Source organism: Haloimpatiens massiliensis, assembly GCF_900184255.1.
GTDB lineage: Bacteria > Bacillota > Clostridia > Clostridiales > Clostridiaceae > Haloimpatiens > Haloimpatiens massiliensis.
The window spans coordinates 675,081-692,419 of sequence record NZ_LT854640.1 but is presented as its reverse complement, the minus strand read 5'-3'; the positions used below and the strand labels follow the sequence as shown (position 1 = coordinate 692,419).

The window sequence follows — 17,339 nt, the reverse complement described above, 5'->3', positions numbered from 1 at the left end:
AATGAAAAAAGCGCATTAGCGCTTTTTATTTATTAAATTAAATAATTCCTTTGCCACAGATCTTTTTGACATTTTCTCTAACTGAAACACAGCTCCGCTTTTACATAAAATCGTAACTCTATTATCATCAGCGCTAAATCCTGTGTCATTAGAACTTATGTCATTTGCTACTATATAATCTAAGTTCTTGTTTCGTAGCTTGCCTTGAGCATTACCAATTAAATCTTGACTTTCAGCAGCAAAGCCTATTAATATTTGTTCTTTTTTTATTTCACCTAGTTTTTTTAATATATCTGTATCTTTTATCAAGCTTAAGGAAAGTTTATCCCCTTTTTTCTTTATTTTTTGACTTTGATAAACTTCAGGCTTATAATCAGCTACCGCAGCAGCTTTAACCACTATATGATTTTCATTAAAGTTTTCTAAAACTTTTTTTAACATTTCTTCATTAGTTTTCACAGAAATAAAATTTAATCCATGAGGAATTTTCAAATCAGTAGGTCCTGAAATAAGAGTAACTTCAGCACCACGATCTCTAGCCTCCTTAGCTATAGCATAACCCATTTTACCACTGGATCTATTGGTAATAAATCTCACTGGATCTATTGGTGCTATAGTAGGACCTGCTGTAACCAATACTTTTTTACCCAACATGTCTTTTGGAGAGTTTATCATGGAATTTAATATTTCTGCTATTAATTCTGTGTCTGCCAATTTTCCTTCTCCTACATCACCACATGCAAGTCTCCCACTTGCAGGCTGAATAAATTCATAGCCAAACTCCTTTAGCTTTTTAATGTTTTGCTGTACAATTGGATTCTTATACATATTAGTGTTCATAGCAGGAGCGAAAACCACTGGTGCTGTTGTTGCCATTATGGTAGTTGAAAGCATATCATCTGCTATACCATTTGCAACTTTTCCTATAATATTAGCAGTAGCTGGTACTATAGCAACTAAATCGGCTTTTTTTGCTAGGGATATATGTTGTATTTCCCATTGTTTGGGTTCTTCAAACATATCATTTATTACCATATTTCCACTTAAAGCTTGAAAGCTTAATGGATTAACAAATTCACAGGCGGATTTAGTCATTACTACATGTACTTCAATATCTTTCTTTCTAAGTCTACTAATCACATCTAGTGCTTTATATACAGCTATTCCTCCTGTTACCCCTAGTACTATAGTTTTTTTACCGCTCATTTACTTTATTCCTTCTTTCCCCTCTTCTATTGTTATCATATCACTATCTATTTCGTTAATAGCAATAGTTACAGGTTTGTTAGAATCTGTATCTATCAATGGTTTATCACCATCTATTATTTGTCTTGCTCTTCTTGAAGTTGCTACAATTAATGAATATCTATTATTAACCTTTTGTAATAAATCTATAATAGGTGGATTTATCATTGATATTCCTTTTTTACTCATGTGAATCACTCCTTATTGATTTTTGTTTAAAAATTTATCGCAAATTAATGATTGCATATTTTTTAATTTACATTTCTCAGCTAAAACTACACTTTCAACCCTTTTTACAGCTGCCTCAACAGTATCATTTAGCACTACATAATCATAGTCCTTTGAGCACTCTATCTCTCTATTTGCTGATTGTAATCTAGTCTTTAAAGATTCTTCGGTTTCTGTTCCTCTATTAACTATTCTATTTTTAAGTTCCTCATAAGAAGGAGGTAATATAAATATAAGTATTGCTTCTTTATAAGCTTTTTTTACATTTATAGCTCCTTGAATATCTATCTCTAATATTACATCTTTCCCTTTTTCTAATTTTTCTATAACATTAGATTTAGGTGTACCATAATAATTATTGTATACATGGGCATATTCCAAGAAATCCTCTTCTTTAATCTTTCCTTCAAATTCTTCTTTACTCAGAAAATAATAATCTTTTCCATGCATTTCTCCCTCTCTTGGAGATCTTGTAGTCGCGGAAACTGATAACCAAAAATCATTTCTCTTTAAAAACTCTTTACAAATAGTACCTTTTCCAGTACCTGAAGGTCCGGATATTACTATTAAAAGACCTTTTGAATCCATTATTCTTCAGCCTCTTCTATAGAGTCCTCTTCCTTAGCTGATAATCTATGTGCAACTGTTTCTGGCTGAACTGCCGATAGTATTACATGATCACTATCCGTTATTATTACAGCTCTTGTTCTTCTACCATATGTGGCATCTATAAGCATACCTCTATCTCTAGCTTCTTGTATTATTCTTTTAATTGGTGCTGACTCTGGGCTTACAATAGCAACCAACCTATTTGCTGAAACTATATTTCCAAATCCTATGTTTATAAGTTTAATATTCATATAAATCCTCCTAAAATTTATTCTACATTTTGAATTTGTTCTCTTATTTTTTCTATTTCACTTTTCATATTTAATACTAAATTACATATTTCAAGATCATTAGCTTTAGACCCTATAGTATTTGTTTCTCTATTCATTTCCTGTACGATAAAATCCAATTTTCTTCCCACAGATTCTTCTAATTGTAAAGTAGACTTCATCTGTTCTATATGACTATTCAATCTAACTATTTCTTCATCTATACACGCCTTATCAGCAAAAAGAGCTACTTCCATAGCAATTCTTCCTTCATCTATAGAATGTTCATCCATTAACTCTTTTAATCGATTTTGGAGTTTTTCTTTATATTCTATAGGTATTTGAGGTGCTCTTTTTGTTATAGATTCCAACATAATCTTTATATTGGAACATCTAGATATTACATCTTCCTTTAATTTTTCACCTTCTCTAATTCTCATTTCCACAAGAAGATTTAAAGCTTTTTCTAAAGGTTCTTTTAAATCTCTCCAAATTTCTTCCAAATCTTCTTCTTTATATTCTAAAGTTATAACATCAGAAAATTTAGCAATTAAAGATACAGAAATATCATCTCTAACACTGTATGTTTCTTTTATATCTTCCAAACATTTCACATAGCTATCAGCTAATTTTTTATTAAACTTTGCTTCTAAATCTTCTTTTTGAAGTATACTTTGTGTTATAAATAAATCTACTTTTCCTCTTTTTAATCTTTCACTTACAAGCTTTCTTATATTTTCTTCTAGTGATAATAAGCTTTTAGGAAGTCTAATGTTCATGTCAAGATATCTGTGATTAACTGTTTTTATTTCCACATCAAAACTTCTATTCATCCCTTGAGAACTAGCTCTTCCAAAACCAGTCATACTCTTTATCATATTATTCATCCTTCCGCTGGTAATCAATTCATACTAATTATTATACATATATATAACCTTAAATTTCAAGTAAAAAATTAAATACCTAAATTTATTTCAATTTTTTTAAGTTTTTGAACCCTTTTTCTATAATTTCTTTTTTCTCCGTTAGAGCTATTCTAAAATAATCATAACCTAAATTTCCAAAAGCATAGCCTGGAGTTACTATTAAATTACATTTATATATGAGTTCCTTACAAAATTCATAAGTAGAGTAATTTTTAGGAGTTTGGCACCATATATAAAAAGTTCCTTTACCATCATAGTATTCTATATCATATGCTTCAAGTAGTTGTTTAGCAGTTTTTCTTCTTATATCGTAAATTCTTCGCATATTATCTATATATTCTCTCTTTAATTTAAATCCCTCTATTGCCGCTAACTGTATTGGAACATACTGCCCCGAGTCCATAACAGCTTTAACCTTTAGAAGTTCTTTTATAACTTTGGAATTTCCAACAACATAAGCTATTCTAAAACCAGTCATATTATAGGTTTTAGACATAGTGCCAAATTCAATACACTGCTTTTCTTTATCAAATTGTAATAAACTTATATTTTTTTCTCCCTGTTTAATTATCTCACCATAGGCATTGTCATTGCACAATACTATATTATTATTATAACACATATTTACTAACTCTCTATAAAAATTCTCATTTGCCAAAGCTCCTGTAGGATTATTAGGGTAATTTATAATAAACAACTTGCTTTTATTAATTATATTTTTAGAAATGGAACTTATATCTGGCAAATACTCCATATTTCTTTTTAATGGTACTATCTCTGGTATTACTCCCCATAAATATGCGTTATTTAAATATGCTGGATAAGCTGGATCAGTTATTATCATACTATCACCCACATCACAAACTGCGGGAATTACTTTACTTATTCCTTCTTTTGAGCCAATTAATATAGCAACCTCTCCAGTATTCAAATCTACATTATACACTTCTTTATAGTACTTTATAACCGTTTTTTTTAACTTCTCTACTCCTTCGTAAGGTGGGTACTTATTATAATCTTTAATTTTAATATTTTCCATTAAAGAATTTACTATGTTTTCATGTACTGGCAAATCAGGATCTCCAATAGATAAATCTATTATTTCTTCTCCTTTTTCAATAAGTTCTTTTTTTATTTCACCTATAGATTTAAATTGATAATTTCCTATTCTATACAATCTATTATTTATTTTCATTTCTACTCCTCCATATATAACTTTTTATTATTTTATTCATATACACAAATAACTGTTACATACTGTGGAGTCTATATCTTTATAAATAAATAAGTCACTACTAAAATTTAATTTTAGTAGTGACTACAATTTTTTTATTAATTATAGTGTAATCTATACATGTATACCAGTAACTATTAGTTTAGCTATAAATAATATAGCAAGAATATACATAACAACAGATATTTTTTTCTTATTTTCTTTATTAAATATATTATTTATAACATTTAATATCACATAAGCTAATACGCCTATAGTTAATCCATCTCCTATGCTGTAGGTTAGTGGCATTAATGCTATAGTTAAAAATGCTGGAATTCCTTCTGTAAAATCTGTAAAGTTTATTTTAACTATATTTTCTACCATGAAAAATCCTACTACTATCAAAGCAGGTGCTGTAGCACAAGATGGTATTGCTATAAATAAAGGTGATAAAAACATAGCTAGTAAGAATAATATCCCTGTTACCACAGATGTAAGACCTGTTCTTCCTCCTTCTGCAACTCCTGCTGAACTCTCTACATAAGTAGTTACAGTTGATGTACCTAATAATGCGCCAAAAGTTGTTCCTATAGAATCTACAAGTAAAGCTTTTCCTGCTCTTGGTACTTTTCCTTCCTTATCTACCATACCAACTTTTGATGCAACCCCTACCAAAGTTCCAACAGTATCAAAGAAATCAACAAATAAGAAAGTCAACATTACTGTAGCAAAAGATAACGTATTTATACCATTAAAATCCAACTTAAATGCTATATCATTTAAAGATTGAAATGCAAATATTTTGTTTGGGAAAGATGATATTCCATAGTAAGCTGCTGCTTTAGGTTGAAGCGCTGCATATATCCAAGCACAAGCAGAACTTATTAATATACCCCATAGTATAGCTCCTTTAACATTCTTATTTGAAAGAGTTACTATTACTATGATTCCTATTACTGCTATTAGTACGGTAGGAGTTGTAAAATTACCTATGGAAACAAAAGTATTAGGATTTTTAACAACCATTCCTGCATTAGCAAATCCTATAAATGCTATAAACAATCCTATACCACCAGTAACTGCTATCTTTAAAGTATTTGGAATAGCATTAACCACTGCTTCTCTAACTTTTGTCAATGAAAGAATAATAAAAATAATACCTTCTAAGAATACCGCTGTTAAGGCTACTTTCCAATCAATTCCCATGTTTCCACATACTGTGTAAGCAAAGAAAGCATTTAATCCCATACCTGAAGCTAAAGCAAATGGTAAATTTGCATACAACCCCATTAGGATAGTAGTAACACCAGCTGTCAAGCATGTTGCTGTTACCAATGCCCCCATTGGCATACCTGTAGTACTAAGTATCCCAGGATTTACAGCAATTATATATGCCATAGTTAAAAATGTAGTTATTCCGGCTATGACTTCTTTTTTCACGTCAGTGCCATTCTCTTTTAGTTTAAAAAACTGTTCCATTTTTGTACCCCCTAAATAATTTTAATTTATAAATTCCAAATAAAAAAAGTAGCTACTTAAAGATATGAGCAATCTTTAAGTGGCTACTTTTATATACAAATAAAGTAACTTTAATCGATTGGCTCATAGTCAGATATTTACGGTATCTGGTAGAAACTTCTGATCCATATTATCAGAATTATATGAGTTAATAATAATTTATTCCATGACTATCTACAGTAATATAAGAATCTATATGAAGATAAAACATATAGTAGCTAAGTCTATAGATAATATAAATTTCATCTAGAATAAAAAATACATATAAAAATAAAGATTTTATTTACAATATCTTTACAAGAACATAATATCATCTTACACTAATTTAGTCAATAAAAATACGAATATTTTTTATTTAAATTTATTTATAATTCGCTATTAATATAAATCTTTCTCAAAAATATTTCTAATTTCATCGGTATTATTCGTTTTTCCTAGAGCTAATATTAATTTTATTCTAGCCTTTTGCCCTGGCAAATCATCTCCAAATATAACTCCCATATTTCTAAGCATTTTTCCTCCACCTGGATATCCGTAGGAATCCATAACTCTTCCTTTAAAGCATCTAGAAACTAATACTACAGCTACACCTTTTTTAATAGCTCTTTCTACAGCTTCAGCCATCTTAGGAGGAATATTTCCTCTTCCCATGCCTTCTACTACTAAACCTTTGCATCCCTTTTCCACGCAAAAATCTATAAGTTTACCATCCATACCAGCTACAGCTTTAATCAAATCTACGTTAGATTCTATTTCATCTGTATTTATGTATTGCTTCTTTAGTGCATCCCTATAAAATATAGCTCTATTGCTGTCTATAATACCTATTGGACCAAACTCTGGTGTTTGAAAAGTATTTAAATGCATTGTATGTGACTTTGTAACTTCACTTGCACAATGAAGTTCGTCATTTAAACATACCATAACACCTTTATTTTTAGCCTCTTCACTTATTATAGTGCATATAGAAGCAGCTAAATTTGATGGTCCGTCATATCCCAGTTCTGAACTATTTCTCATAGATCCTGTAACTACCACAGGTTTTTCACTTTTAATAGTTAAATCTAAAAAATATGCTGTTTCTTCTAAAGTATCTGTTCCATGAGTAACAACAACTCCACATATTTCTTCTCTTTCTAAAAGTTTTCTAACGTATTTAGATAATTCCATCATCTTTTCAGGTGTCATATGAGGTCCTGGCAAGCTTGAAAATGTTGAAGACTCTATTTCTGCATGTTCTTCAATACCTGTTACCATGTGAAGAATTTCATCTCCACTTAAAGTTGGAACTGCTGCTTGGATTCTAGGATCCACTTTCATTGATATAGTTCCTCCATTAAATACTACTGCTACTTTTTTCATAATATTTTCCCCCCCAAATATAATTGTAAATTGTATTTTGAAAGAATTCCTTCTATACAAATTTATTTTACAATATTTTTATCATAAATACATCATAAAATGAAAAAAAGCTAAGTTAAATTTAACTTAGCTTATAAAAATTTATTTATTATTTATCTAAATCTTCTTTTCCAGTTTGATCATCATCATCTATTTCATCATCAAGATATCCTTTGTTTTGGGTACTAGGATTATTTAGTATTCCTGCTAGTACTAAAATCCCCAAAAATGAATTAACTATTTCACTATAATTTTTAGGAACCACATCTAACCCGAAACCCTCTAAAAGTAAAGGAATAAAAGCAAAGATAGAAAGCCATAATCCATAATTTCTAAATCTACTCAAATTTCCATCTCCTTAAAATTTTTCCTTTACTATATTTTACTTAAAATTTTATAAAACGGTTACAAATTCCTACAATATCTATCTAGAATTTAGTTAATACTTCTTGCATTCTTTTAGCTTGCATTGCAGATTCTTCCGCAAATTCTTTAAAAAGAGAAGCTACGTCTTTATCCTGCACATTATAAGAATGCATTTGATAATCTCTTACATTTTCTTGCGCATCTAGTATTTTCTTCTTCAATACGTCCTTTGTGCTTAAATCCATATATATCCCTCCCAATAATATATTAGTATCTATTAGTATTATTTGAAGTAATTTAGTTATTATTCATCAATGACTATGCTATAATTATTAAGTATGCAACCTTCGTAGTTATAAAATCACAATTACCTTTTTTTATTTAGTTATTCAACTTTCGCAGTTAAAAGATATAACATTTAAAATGAAGAATAAAGCTCTTTTATAAACTAACTATAATTTAAAATTTGCAGGTAAGTAATAGGGAATAGCTAAGAAGTAAGAGTTAAGGACAAAACTCAAAGAATTTTTTAAATTTAAAACCCTTATTAATCTAATGTAGAGCTTGAACTTTATGTGCGAAAGTTGAGTTAGTTATAAATAGAAAGGTGTAATCATTAAAATTTATACTTGTATTTTTTCTCTTTACATAATGTAAATCTTCAAAATTATGTGCGAAAGTTCAGTAATAAACTAAAGAGGTGATTTAAATGGCCGATGTAACATTTGGAGTAAAGGTAAATGAAGAATTAAAACAAAAATTAACTAAAATAATTAAAGATTCTGGCATGCAAGGTAAAGACTTCATGCAAAATCTTGTGAATATTTACGAAATGGAAAATACAAAAAAATCTACTCCTGAAGTAGCTCAAGACATTGTTGAACTACAATATTTAACATCTAGGATAAATAGTATATATATTAATTTAGCTCATAGGATAGATAACATAAAAAATTCTAATAATGAAGTATATGAGAATCAATTAAAAGTCCAAGAAGAAAAAATACTCTCGTTAGGAGAAGATTTGAAATGTTCACAAGATAAAAACAATAAACTAAGTAATGATTTAGAACTAATTAAATCTTCTAAAGAAGAGCTATTAAATAAAATTTCTTCTCTAGAAGATATTAATAATAGTAATAAACTTCTTATAAAAGAATATAATCAAAAGCTATATGATTTTTCCCAACAATTAAACCATTTAAAAAAAGTTTCAGAAGAATCTATAAAAGATAAGGAATATATAGATAATTTAAAAAATGATAATATTTCTTTAAAATCTTCCCTAGAAAAACTTTCTTCTGAAAATAAAGAAATACTACTAAAAAAAGATTATCAAATATCTACTTTAGAAAAAAATATAGAAATAGTTAACAATGAAAATAGAAAGACTCTAGAATCCTTAAAAGATAGACTCATTATAGAAAAAGAAAAAGAAATTTTGCAATTAGAAAAGATTCACAACTCAAAAATCAATTCTATTATAGATAAGTATAATTTAAAAATAAAATCTCTTCTTGAAGAAAGAGAAAACACTCAAAAAATTAATAAAAAAGACTCTTAGTAACAAAACAACTATATTTATAATAGAATGTATTGAGGAAATCTTTCTCTCCTTATTTTATAAAAATTAAAGAAAGGAGAGCTGCATATGTTCTGGTATGGATATGGTTGTTGCATATGGTTCATAATATTTATTTTAATAATATGCTGTTGTTGTTTTTAAGTAAAATTTAAAATTACAGGCTGATTTGAATCAGCCTGTTTAATATTTTTATAATATTATACATATTAAATTTCCATTTCCTTCATTTATTATCTTTTCTAAAGTTTTCTGCAATTTCATCTGTACATCCTCCGGCATTTTATATAATTTTTTTTGAAGGCCATCTTTTACAAGTACCTCTATGGATTTTCCAAACATATTACTTTGCCATATTTTTGAAGGATCACTTTCAAATTGTTCTAGAATAGACTTAACTAACTCCTCACTTTGTTTTTCCGTACCCATTATTGGCGAAATTTCGGTATTTATATCCGCTTTTATGAAATGTAAGGATGGTGCACTAGCTTTTAACTTAACTCCATATCTGCCACCTTGTTGAACAATTTCTGGTTCCTCCAATTTCATTTCATCTAATTGAGGAGCAACCAATCCGTAACCTGTTTCTTTTACATCATTAAGAGCTTCAGATACTTTATCATATTCCACTTTTGCTTTATATAAATCTCCTATTATATCCAATAATTCATTTTCACCTTTTATATCTCTATTACACTTCTCTCCTAATATCTTATAAAAAAGCTCTCTTTTAGGATTCAATTCTAGCCTAGCTGTTCCTTCACCCATATTTATTTCCATTAAATTAGAACTATCTAAAAACTCAATTTTACTAAAATCCGATATAGATTTTCTAATATCTCTAATCTTATATATGTTCTTACACATATCCTTTACTAAATTTATAAAGTTTATCTTTAACCAATGACTAGGTTGCAATTTTTCTATCCATTCTGGCATATCCACATTTATTTCTTTTACAGGGAATTCCTTTAATACTCTTTCTAATATATTCTTTATGTCTTCATCCTTCATATTCAATACGTCCACTATTTGAATTGGGACATCATACTTTTCCTCTAATGTTTTTCGCAATTCTATAGTCCCAGGATCATAAGGATTTTTAGTATTTAAAACCACTATAAAAGGCTTGTTTATAGATTTAAGTTCATTTATTACTCTTTCTTCTGCTTTTACGTATTCTTCTCTAGTTATATCCGTAATAGATCCATCAGTAGTTACCACCAATCCTATGGTAGAGTGCTCATTTATAACTTTTTTTGTTCCAATTTCTGCTGCTTCCTCAAAAGGAATTTCATAATCATACCATGGAGTAGTCACCATCTTAGGTGTTTCGTTTTCCATATAGCCTAATGCACCATCTACTATATACCCTACACAATCCACCATTCTTACTTTAAATTTAGTATTATCATTTATGTTTATATCCACTGCTTCATTAGGCACAAATTTTGGCTCCATTGTATGAATAGACTTTCCTGAACCACTTTGAGGGAGTTCATCTTTAGCTCTACCCTTTTTATGAGGATTAGTTATATTAGGTAAAACCATCAGTTCCATAAACCTCTTAATAAAAGTTGATTTACCTGTTCTTACAGGCCCTACTACACCTACATATATATCCCCTTGGGTTCTTTCAGCAATATCCTTATATATATCGAAGTTTTCCAAGTTATACCCTCCCATTATTTACATATTAACAATATATATATATTACTTAATATTTAAAATATTACAAAAAAGCTTACATTAGATATTTTTTATCTAATGTAAGCTTTTTTATAAACCCTATAATCTATATCTCGTCTTTTTTATCTCTAGTCATAAGTTCATATACACCATATTTAACATCTTTTCCTTGAAATAGAACTTGATATAGTATTTTTGTAATGGGCATAGAAACTCTTAACTTACAGCTCAGATTATAAAAAGCTCTACACGCCTTTACTCCCTCTACTACCATTCCAACTTCATGACAAGCTTCTTCCATGGTGTTTCCTTTGCCTATAAGTATTCCAGCTCTTCTATTTCTACTATGCATACTTGTACAGGTAACTATTAAATCTCCCATACCTGCAAGTCCATAAAAAGTCTCTTTTTTTCCGCCTAATTTAGTACCTATTTTAACTATTTCACTCATACCCCTAGTCATAAGTGCTGCTTTAGTATTATCACCATAGCCAACTCCATCAGAAATTCCCGCAGCCAAAGCTATTATATTTTTTACAGCACCTCCGATTTCAACACCTATTAAATCATCATTTGTGTACACTCTAAATTTGTTAGTAGTAAATAAATCTTGCACTTCTTTAGCAACATTCATTTGTTCTGAACTAACTACTACAGTAGTAGGTATATCTAAAGCTACCTCTTCAGCATGACTTGGACCAGATAATATAACTACAGATTTTATATCCAATTCACTTTTTATAACTTGAGATAATCTTTCTCCCTTTTCTTCGTCTATACCCTTTGCTATACTTATTATTACTTTATCTTTAGTGACAAAAGTCTTTATATCTCTGCATAACTGTCTAACTGCATGAGAAGGAACAGCTAATACTATATATTTATTTTTTTCTATAGCTTCTTTTAAATCATTAGTAGCAAATACATTTGAAGGTATTATAATATTAGGTAAATATTTTATATTTTCTCTCTTTATATTAATATCTTGAACTACACTTGCTTTTCTATCCCATAAAGTAGCATTAAGACCTTTCTTAGCTAACATTACAGACAATGCTGTTCCAAAACTTCCCCCTCCTAAGAAAGTAACTTTTTTCATTTTACTCCTTCCTCTCTCTAAATATAAGCTTTATACCTGTACCATTAAACTCAAAACTTCCTCTTAATTGATTTTCTAAATATCTTTGATATGAAAAATGTAACGTACTAGTATCATTTACAAAAAATACAAAAGTAGGTGGTTTAATACTCACTTGAGTAGCGTAGTATATTTTTAATCGCCTTCCTCCAACTACAGGAGGTTCTTGCATCAATACAGCTCTACTTACTACTTCATTTAAAACACCTGTGGATATTCTCTTACAATAACTATTGTAACATTCTTTTGCCATATTTAAAACTTTCTGTGTTCTTTGTCCTGTTTTAGCAGATATAAACAAGTATGGTGCATAAGGTATAAATGATAGATTGGTTTGAAAGTCCATTTTAAATTTATTTAATGTCTTATGGTCCTTCTCAATCAAATCCCATTTATTTACAATCACCATTATAGCTTTATTCATTTCATGAGCATATCCTATGATTTTTTCGTCTTGTTCACTGACTCCCTCTTGTGCATCTATCATAAGTATACAGACATCTGCTTTTTCTACTGCTGTCAAAGACCTTATAACACTATATCTTTCTATTTCTTCTTTAACTTTACTCTTTCTTCTTATACCAGCTGTATCTACTAGTATAAACTTTCCTTCTTCTGTTTCTATGTAACTATCAACTGAATCTCTAGTTGTTCCTGGTATGTCACTTACAATATTTCTATCTTCACCTAATATTCTATTTATAAGTGAGGACTTTCCTACATTAGGCTTTCCAACAAAAGCCATTCTTACAAATTCATCTTCCTCTTCCTCATTTTCTAGTTTTGGAAAGTGAGCAATTACTTCATCTAGCATATCTCCTAAGCCTAATGCTTGTGAAGCTGACACAGCATTAGGTTCACCTAATCCTAAATTATAAAATTCATATTTATTGTCTTCATCTCTAATTTTATCTATCTTATTAACTACTAATACTACAGGTTTTTTACTTTTTCTAAGCATTTGACCTACCTCATAGTCTGCTGCAGTAAGTCCTTCTTTCCCATCTACAATGAACATTATAACATCACATGTTTCTATAGCTATTTGCGCCTGTCTTCTCATTTGCTTAACTATTATATCGTCTCTTTCAGGCTCTATCCCCCCTGTATCTATTATAGTAAATTTGTTGTTTAACCATTCAGATTGTGCGTATATTCTATCTCTAGTAACACCTGGTTTATCATCTACTATTGATATTCTTTCACCGGCTAACTTATTAAATAATGTAGATTTACCTACATTTGGTCTTCCTACTATGGCAACTATTGGCTTTGACATATCTATTCCTCCTCACTGTAACTATTAATTATGTCTATTAAATCTTCTCCTGTATAATCACAAACTACTATTTTTCTATTAAAATTTCTTTCTAATTCCGCTATAGTCACATCATCCAATAATACTTTATCAGAATTCTGCTCTAATTCATACCCTTTTCTAAGGATATTATCAGATAATATTATATACTCACCTAACTCTTCTTCCTTAGTTTGTTGCATTATGTCTTTACCTGTTAACAATCCTGCTACAGTTATAGTTTCACCAAAGAAATGATTAATTATTTTTTTCACATTGATTTTTATATTACCATTATATTCCATTACTTTTAAAGAAGCATCTAGAATTTCTTTGTATGCAGACTTTCCTGTAATTATAGTAAAACTTCCCTTACTTTTTTTACTTAATTTTTCAAGATTTTTTTCTATATTTTCTCTAAAGATTCTTATCATTCCCACCCCATCTTCTAGCTGAGAATATTCACCATAAAACTGATTCTTAGGAACATCCAATCCCGCCATTACATAAAATTCATCAGATAATCTTACAAATGGATTATTTATTTCATTTACATATTTTTCTTGTATTATTTTCATATTAAATATTTCTTCTCTAGCGGTATCTTTAGAATATATATCTAGAGGATATAAATTTTCTCTAAATTTTGTAATACCTACTGGTACTACTGCAACACTCTTAACCCATGGATATAATTTATATAAATCTTCCACTGTTTTTATAAGCTCTTTTCCATTATTTATACCAGGACAAGAAACAACTTGACAATTCATTTCTATCTGGGCTGCAGCCATTTTCTTCATAATATCATACAATCTTCCTGCGAATCTATTATTAAGCATCTTTTCCCTTAATTTAGGATTTGTAGTATGAACAGATACATTTATGGGACTTATTTTATATTTTATGATTCTATCTATTTCTTCATCACTCATATTAGTTAAAGTAACAAAATTCCCTTGAAAAAAAGACAATCTTGAATCGTCATCTTTAAAATAAAGAGTTTTTCTCATACCACTTGGAAGTTGGTCTATAAAACAAAACATACATTTATTATGACAACTCCTAGGTTTATCTAAAATAAAATCTTTAAATTCTATGCCTAACTCCTCATCATATCCCTTTTCTATTTCAATTTCCCAAATTTCGCCATTTTGTTTTTCTACTTCTATTGTTACAAATTCATCTGTTATTAAAAATTTATAGTCGATTATATCTTTAACTATATTTCCATTTATGCTTAACAATTTATCATTTGGCTCAATTCCTACTTCTTCTGCTATTCCTCCAGGTTGAACCTTTAATATTTGATTTTTTTCCATTTATATTTAGTTTCCTCCTCAAAAGGTTAATAATATCTATTATGTTATAATACATTAATTAGCATTCTTCGTCAATGTTTTAGTTTAACCTACCTTTATTTACACACTATACATTTAAATTTTACATTAATACATTTTAAATTAGAAATTATATTTATATTTTCCTTTTAATCTAATGTAAAACTTAAAAATTATATACGAAAATTTAATATATAATTTAAAGTACAAGAACACAAATAGTAATAAAAACCCCTGTATTAGGAGTTTTTATCTACATCAGTACAATACTTTTTTATAATTTTCTTACCATTATCACTTTTTACATATCTTATAAATTCACTTAATACTTCTTTAGACTTAGAATTATAATATATATTTATTGGAAGTGTTATCTTGTATAAACCATTTTTTATATTATTTGAATTCAATTCTACATTGTCTAATTTTATATACGTTAAATTTTCATCATTTAACTGCATTTTAGGAACTAAAGCCATAATATTTTTATCTTTATCCATTATCTTTTTTAGTTCTTTGCTACTGCTTACATATTGTACTTTATTTTTTAAATTCAAAAAACTTTCTATGCCTTTAAAAATTAAAATATTTATTTCTCCTTGATTTTTATTAATATCTTTCCAGTTATTTATGGCTCCATCACATATTTTATTCAACTCCTCACTTGTTACGTTGTATATCTTTTTCTCTTTATCTACTACTATAGCTACACCATCAATACCCAGTGATTCCTTATTTTGATTCTGTAGTTTTTTATTTTTATAACTTATTATTGCATAATCTTTATTCTTTTCTCCCTTTAATTCTGAAACATTTTCTACTAATTTAATATCTGCTGTTTTTCCGCTATTTGCATTATAATTTTCCACTAGATCCATCACCATAGGATAAGTGGATTTTTCACAAATAATTAGAGGCTTTTTATTACTTTCCGTAGCCTTCTTTGGTGAATTACAACCTATAAATACTAAAATGCAAAAACTCATTATAGCACATAAATATTTTTTCATATACACTACCCTCTATATTTTTTATAATAGTTTTTGCAATTTATATTTAATTATTCATTCAAGTCTACTTGTTCTCCTGTAACTAAATATATAGTCCATTCACATATATTAGTTATATGATCCGCTATTCTCTCCAAATATTTGCATATAAATAAAAATTGCGTGGCTTGGTTTATAGTGTTTATATCTTTCATCATTATGATTAAAAGTTCACTAAAAACCTGTTTATATATAGCATCTACTTTATCATCTAATCTACAAACGAAATATGCTTTGTCTACATCTTTATCAATATAGGCATTCAATGCATCTATAAGCATATCTTGCACTATTTCTGCCATCCTCGGAATGTCTATAAGTTCCTTTATATAAACCTCATTTTTTAATATAATTGTTATTTTCGCTATATCCACTGCATGGTCTGCTATTCTCTCTAAATCTGTAACTATTTTACTAGTAGTAAATATATATCTTAAGTCCGAGGCCAAAGGTTGTTGCATTGCAATTAATTTTATACATTTATCTTCTATTTCTTTCTGCATATTATCTACTATATCATCATCCTTAATTATTTTCTTTGCTAAAGTATCTTCTTGTTTTATGAGACCTTCTATACTCAAAGAAATTTGTTTTTCTGCCACACTCCCCATTCTTAAAAGATCTCTATGGAGTTCTTCTAATTTAGCTTTAAAAACCTCTCTTACCATGAAATACACCTCTCCTTTTAAAACACATATAATTATATTCTATCCAAATCTACCAGTTATATAATCTTCTGTCCTTTTATCTCTAGGTCTATAGAATATATCCTCAGTTTTTCCAAACTCAACTATTTCCCCATTTAAGAAAAACACTGTATTGTCGGATATTCTTCCAGCTTGCTGCATATTATGAGTAACTATTATAACTGTATATTTTTCTTTTAAATCAGACATTAATTCTTCAACTTTTAATGTAGATATAGGATCTAGTGCTGATGTAGGTTCATCCATTAATATAACCTGTGGCTCCACTGCTAGTGTTCTAGCTATACATAATCTCTGTTGTTGCCCTCCAGATAATCCTAATGCATTCTTCTTTAATCTATCTTTAGCTTCATCCCAAAGTGCAGCTCCCTTTAAACTCTTTTCTACTATGCCATCTAGCTTATTTTTGTCTTTTATTCCATGTATCCTAGGACCATATGCCACATTGTCATAAATACTCATTGGAAAAGGATTAGGTTTTTGAAATACCATCCCAATTTTTTTTCTTAATTCTATAGTATCCCAATGTTCCGAATATATATTGTTATCTTCATATATTACTTCACCATTTATTTTAACTCCATCAATTAAGTCATTCATTCTATTAATTGTTCTAAGAAATGTTGATTTTCCGCAACCGGAAGGTCCAATTAAGGACGTAACAGAATTTTTTTCAAATTTTAAGTTTATATTCTTTAAAGCTTGGTGATTTCCATAAAAAAGTTCTAAATTCTTAGTTTCTATAATATACATAATGCC

General features: G+C 28.7%; 18 protein-coding genes and 1 riboswitch. Of the genes, 1 reads left to right on the top strand and 17 read right to left on the bottom strand.

All coding sequences use genetic code 11. From position 1 onward, the window contains the following. Nucleotides 1-15: 15 nt before the first annotated feature. The 10 genes from coaBC to C1715_RS11385 form a co-directional block, all read right to left on the bottom strand. Nucleotides 16-1,206 (bottom strand): bifunctional phosphopantothenoylcysteine decarboxylase/phosphopantothenate--cysteine ligase CoaBC, encoded by a 1,191-nt coding sequence (coaBC, locus tag C1715_RS11430; RefSeq protein ID WP_102400617.1) that lies wholly within the window; start codon nucleotides 1,204-1,206, stop codon nucleotides 16-18. After that, complete coding sequence (gene rpoZ / locus C1715_RS11425) at nucleotides 1,207-1,434, bottom strand: DNA-directed RNA polymerase subunit omega (protein ID WP_242971946.1); 228 nt, start codon at nucleotides 1,432-1,434, stop codon at nucleotides 1,207-1,209. It abuts the gene before it with no gap. 12 nt (nucleotides 1,435-1,446) lie between these two features. Then, nucleotides 1,447-2,061 (bottom strand): guanylate kinase, encoded by a 615-nt coding sequence (gmk, locus tag C1715_RS11420; RefSeq protein WP_102400616.1) that lies wholly within the window; start codon nucleotides 2,059-2,061, stop codon nucleotides 1,447-1,449. After that, nucleotides 2,061-2,333, bottom strand: coding sequence for an extracellular matrix/biofilm regulator RemA (gene remA / locus C1715_RS11415; protein ID WP_102400615.1), 273 nt, complete (start codon nucleotides 2,331-2,333; stop codon nucleotides 2,061-2,063). The genes gmk and remA overlap by 1 nt, the downstream gene beginning before the upstream one ends. A gap of 17 nt (nucleotides 2,334-2,350) precedes the next feature. Next, nucleotides 2,351-3,229 carry a YicC/YloC family endoribonuclease gene (locus C1715_RS11410; RefSeq protein WP_102400614.1) on the bottom strand — a complete coding sequence of 293 codons (879 nt, stop codon included), beginning with the start codon at nucleotides 3,227-3,229 and terminating at the stop codon, nucleotides 2,351-2,353. A 91-nt stretch (nucleotides 3,230-3,320) separates the two neighbouring features. Beyond that, the gene (locus C1715_RS11405; protein WP_102400613.1) at nucleotides 3,321-4,472 is read right to left on the bottom strand and encodes an aminotransferase class I/II-fold pyridoxal phosphate-dependent enzyme; all 1,152 of its coding nucleotides are present in this window, start codon (nucleotides 4,470-4,472) and stop codon (nucleotides 3,321-3,323) included. 153 nt (nucleotides 4,473-4,625) lie between these two features. Then, complete coding sequence (locus tag C1715_RS11400; protein ID WP_102400612.1) at nucleotides 4,626-5,972, bottom strand: NCS2 family permease; 1,347 nt, start codon at nucleotides 5,970-5,972, stop codon at nucleotides 4,626-4,628. 106 nt (nucleotides 5,973-6,078) lie between these two features. Beyond that, nucleotides 6,079-6,178: riboswitch (purine riboswitch) on the bottom strand. Between the two features lie 211 nt (nucleotides 6,179-6,389). Beyond that, complete coding sequence (locus C1715_RS11395; protein ID WP_102400611.1) at nucleotides 6,390-7,373, bottom strand: asparaginase; 984 nt, start codon at nucleotides 7,371-7,373, stop codon at nucleotides 6,390-6,392. A gap of 148 nt (nucleotides 7,374-7,521) precedes the next feature. Beyond that, a complete protein-coding gene (locus tag C1715_RS11390) occupies nucleotides 7,522-7,758 on the bottom strand; it encodes a holin (RefSeq protein ID WP_102400610.1) in 237 nt (78 codons plus the stop codon). Between the two features lie 82 nt (nucleotides 7,759-7,840). Further along, entirely contained in the window at nucleotides 7,841-8,023 is a 183-nt protein-coding gene (locus C1715_RS11385) for a hypothetical protein (protein ID WP_102400609.1), read from the bottom strand. 464 nt (nucleotides 8,024-8,487) lie between these two features. Here C1715_RS11385 and C1715_RS11380 point away from each other — a divergent pair, with 464 nt between their 5' ends. Further along, nucleotides 8,488-9,342, top strand: a complete 855-nt coding sequence (locus C1715_RS11380; RefSeq protein ID WP_102400608.1) for a transcriptional regulator — start codon at nucleotides 8,488-8,490, stop codon at nucleotides 9,340-9,342. Between the two features lie 210 nt (nucleotides 9,343-9,552). Here the strand turns inward: C1715_RS11380 and spoIVA are convergent, their stop codons facing one another. The 7 genes from spoIVA to pstB all read right to left on the bottom strand — a co-directional run bounded on the left by spoIVA (nucleotide 9,553) and on the right by pstB (nucleotide 17,333). Then, on the bottom strand, nucleotides 9,553-11,031 hold the full coding sequence (spoIVA, locus tag C1715_RS11375) for a stage IV sporulation protein A (protein WP_102400607.1): 1,479 nt from the start codon (nucleotides 11,029-11,031) through the stop codon (nucleotides 9,553-9,555). Between the two features lie 124 nt (nucleotides 11,032-11,155). Further along, nucleotides 11,156-12,148 carry an NAD(P)H-dependent glycerol-3-phosphate dehydrogenase gene (locus C1715_RS11370; protein WP_102400606.1) on the bottom strand — a complete coding sequence of 331 codons (993 nt, stop codon included), beginning with the start codon at nucleotides 12,146-12,148 and terminating at the stop codon, nucleotides 11,156-11,158. Nucleotide 12,149: 1 nt separating this feature from the next. Then, nucleotides 12,150-13,466 (bottom strand): ribosome biogenesis GTPase Der, encoded by a 1,317-nt coding sequence (der, locus tag C1715_RS11365; protein WP_102400605.1) that lies wholly within the window; start codon nucleotides 13,464-13,466, stop codon nucleotides 12,150-12,152. Between the two features lie 2 nt (nucleotides 13,467-13,468). After that, the gene (locus C1715_RS11360; RefSeq protein ID WP_102400604.1) at nucleotides 13,469-14,806 is read right to left on the bottom strand and encodes a DUF512 domain-containing protein; all 1,338 of its coding nucleotides are present in this window, start codon (nucleotides 14,804-14,806) and stop codon (nucleotides 13,469-13,471) included. A 257-nt stretch (nucleotides 14,807-15,063) separates the two neighbouring features. Continuing rightward, on the bottom strand, nucleotides 15,064-15,834 hold the full coding sequence (locus C1715_RS11355) for a type 2 periplasmic-binding domain-containing protein (protein ID WP_102400603.1): 771 nt from the start codon (nucleotides 15,832-15,834) through the stop codon (nucleotides 15,064-15,066). 50 nt (nucleotides 15,835-15,884) lie between these two features. Beyond that, nucleotides 15,885-16,541 carry a phosphate signaling complex protein PhoU gene (phoU, locus tag C1715_RS11350; protein ID WP_102400602.1) on the bottom strand — a complete coding sequence of 219 codons (657 nt, stop codon included), beginning with the start codon at nucleotides 16,539-16,541 and terminating at the stop codon, nucleotides 15,885-15,887. Nucleotides 16,542-16,580: 39 nt separating this feature from the next. Next, nucleotides 16,581-17,333 (bottom strand): phosphate ABC transporter ATP-binding protein PstB, encoded by a 753-nt coding sequence (gene pstB, locus C1715_RS11345; protein ID WP_102400601.1) that lies wholly within the window; start codon nucleotides 17,331-17,333, stop codon nucleotides 16,581-16,583. Nucleotides 17,334-17,339 lie beyond the last annotated feature (6 nt).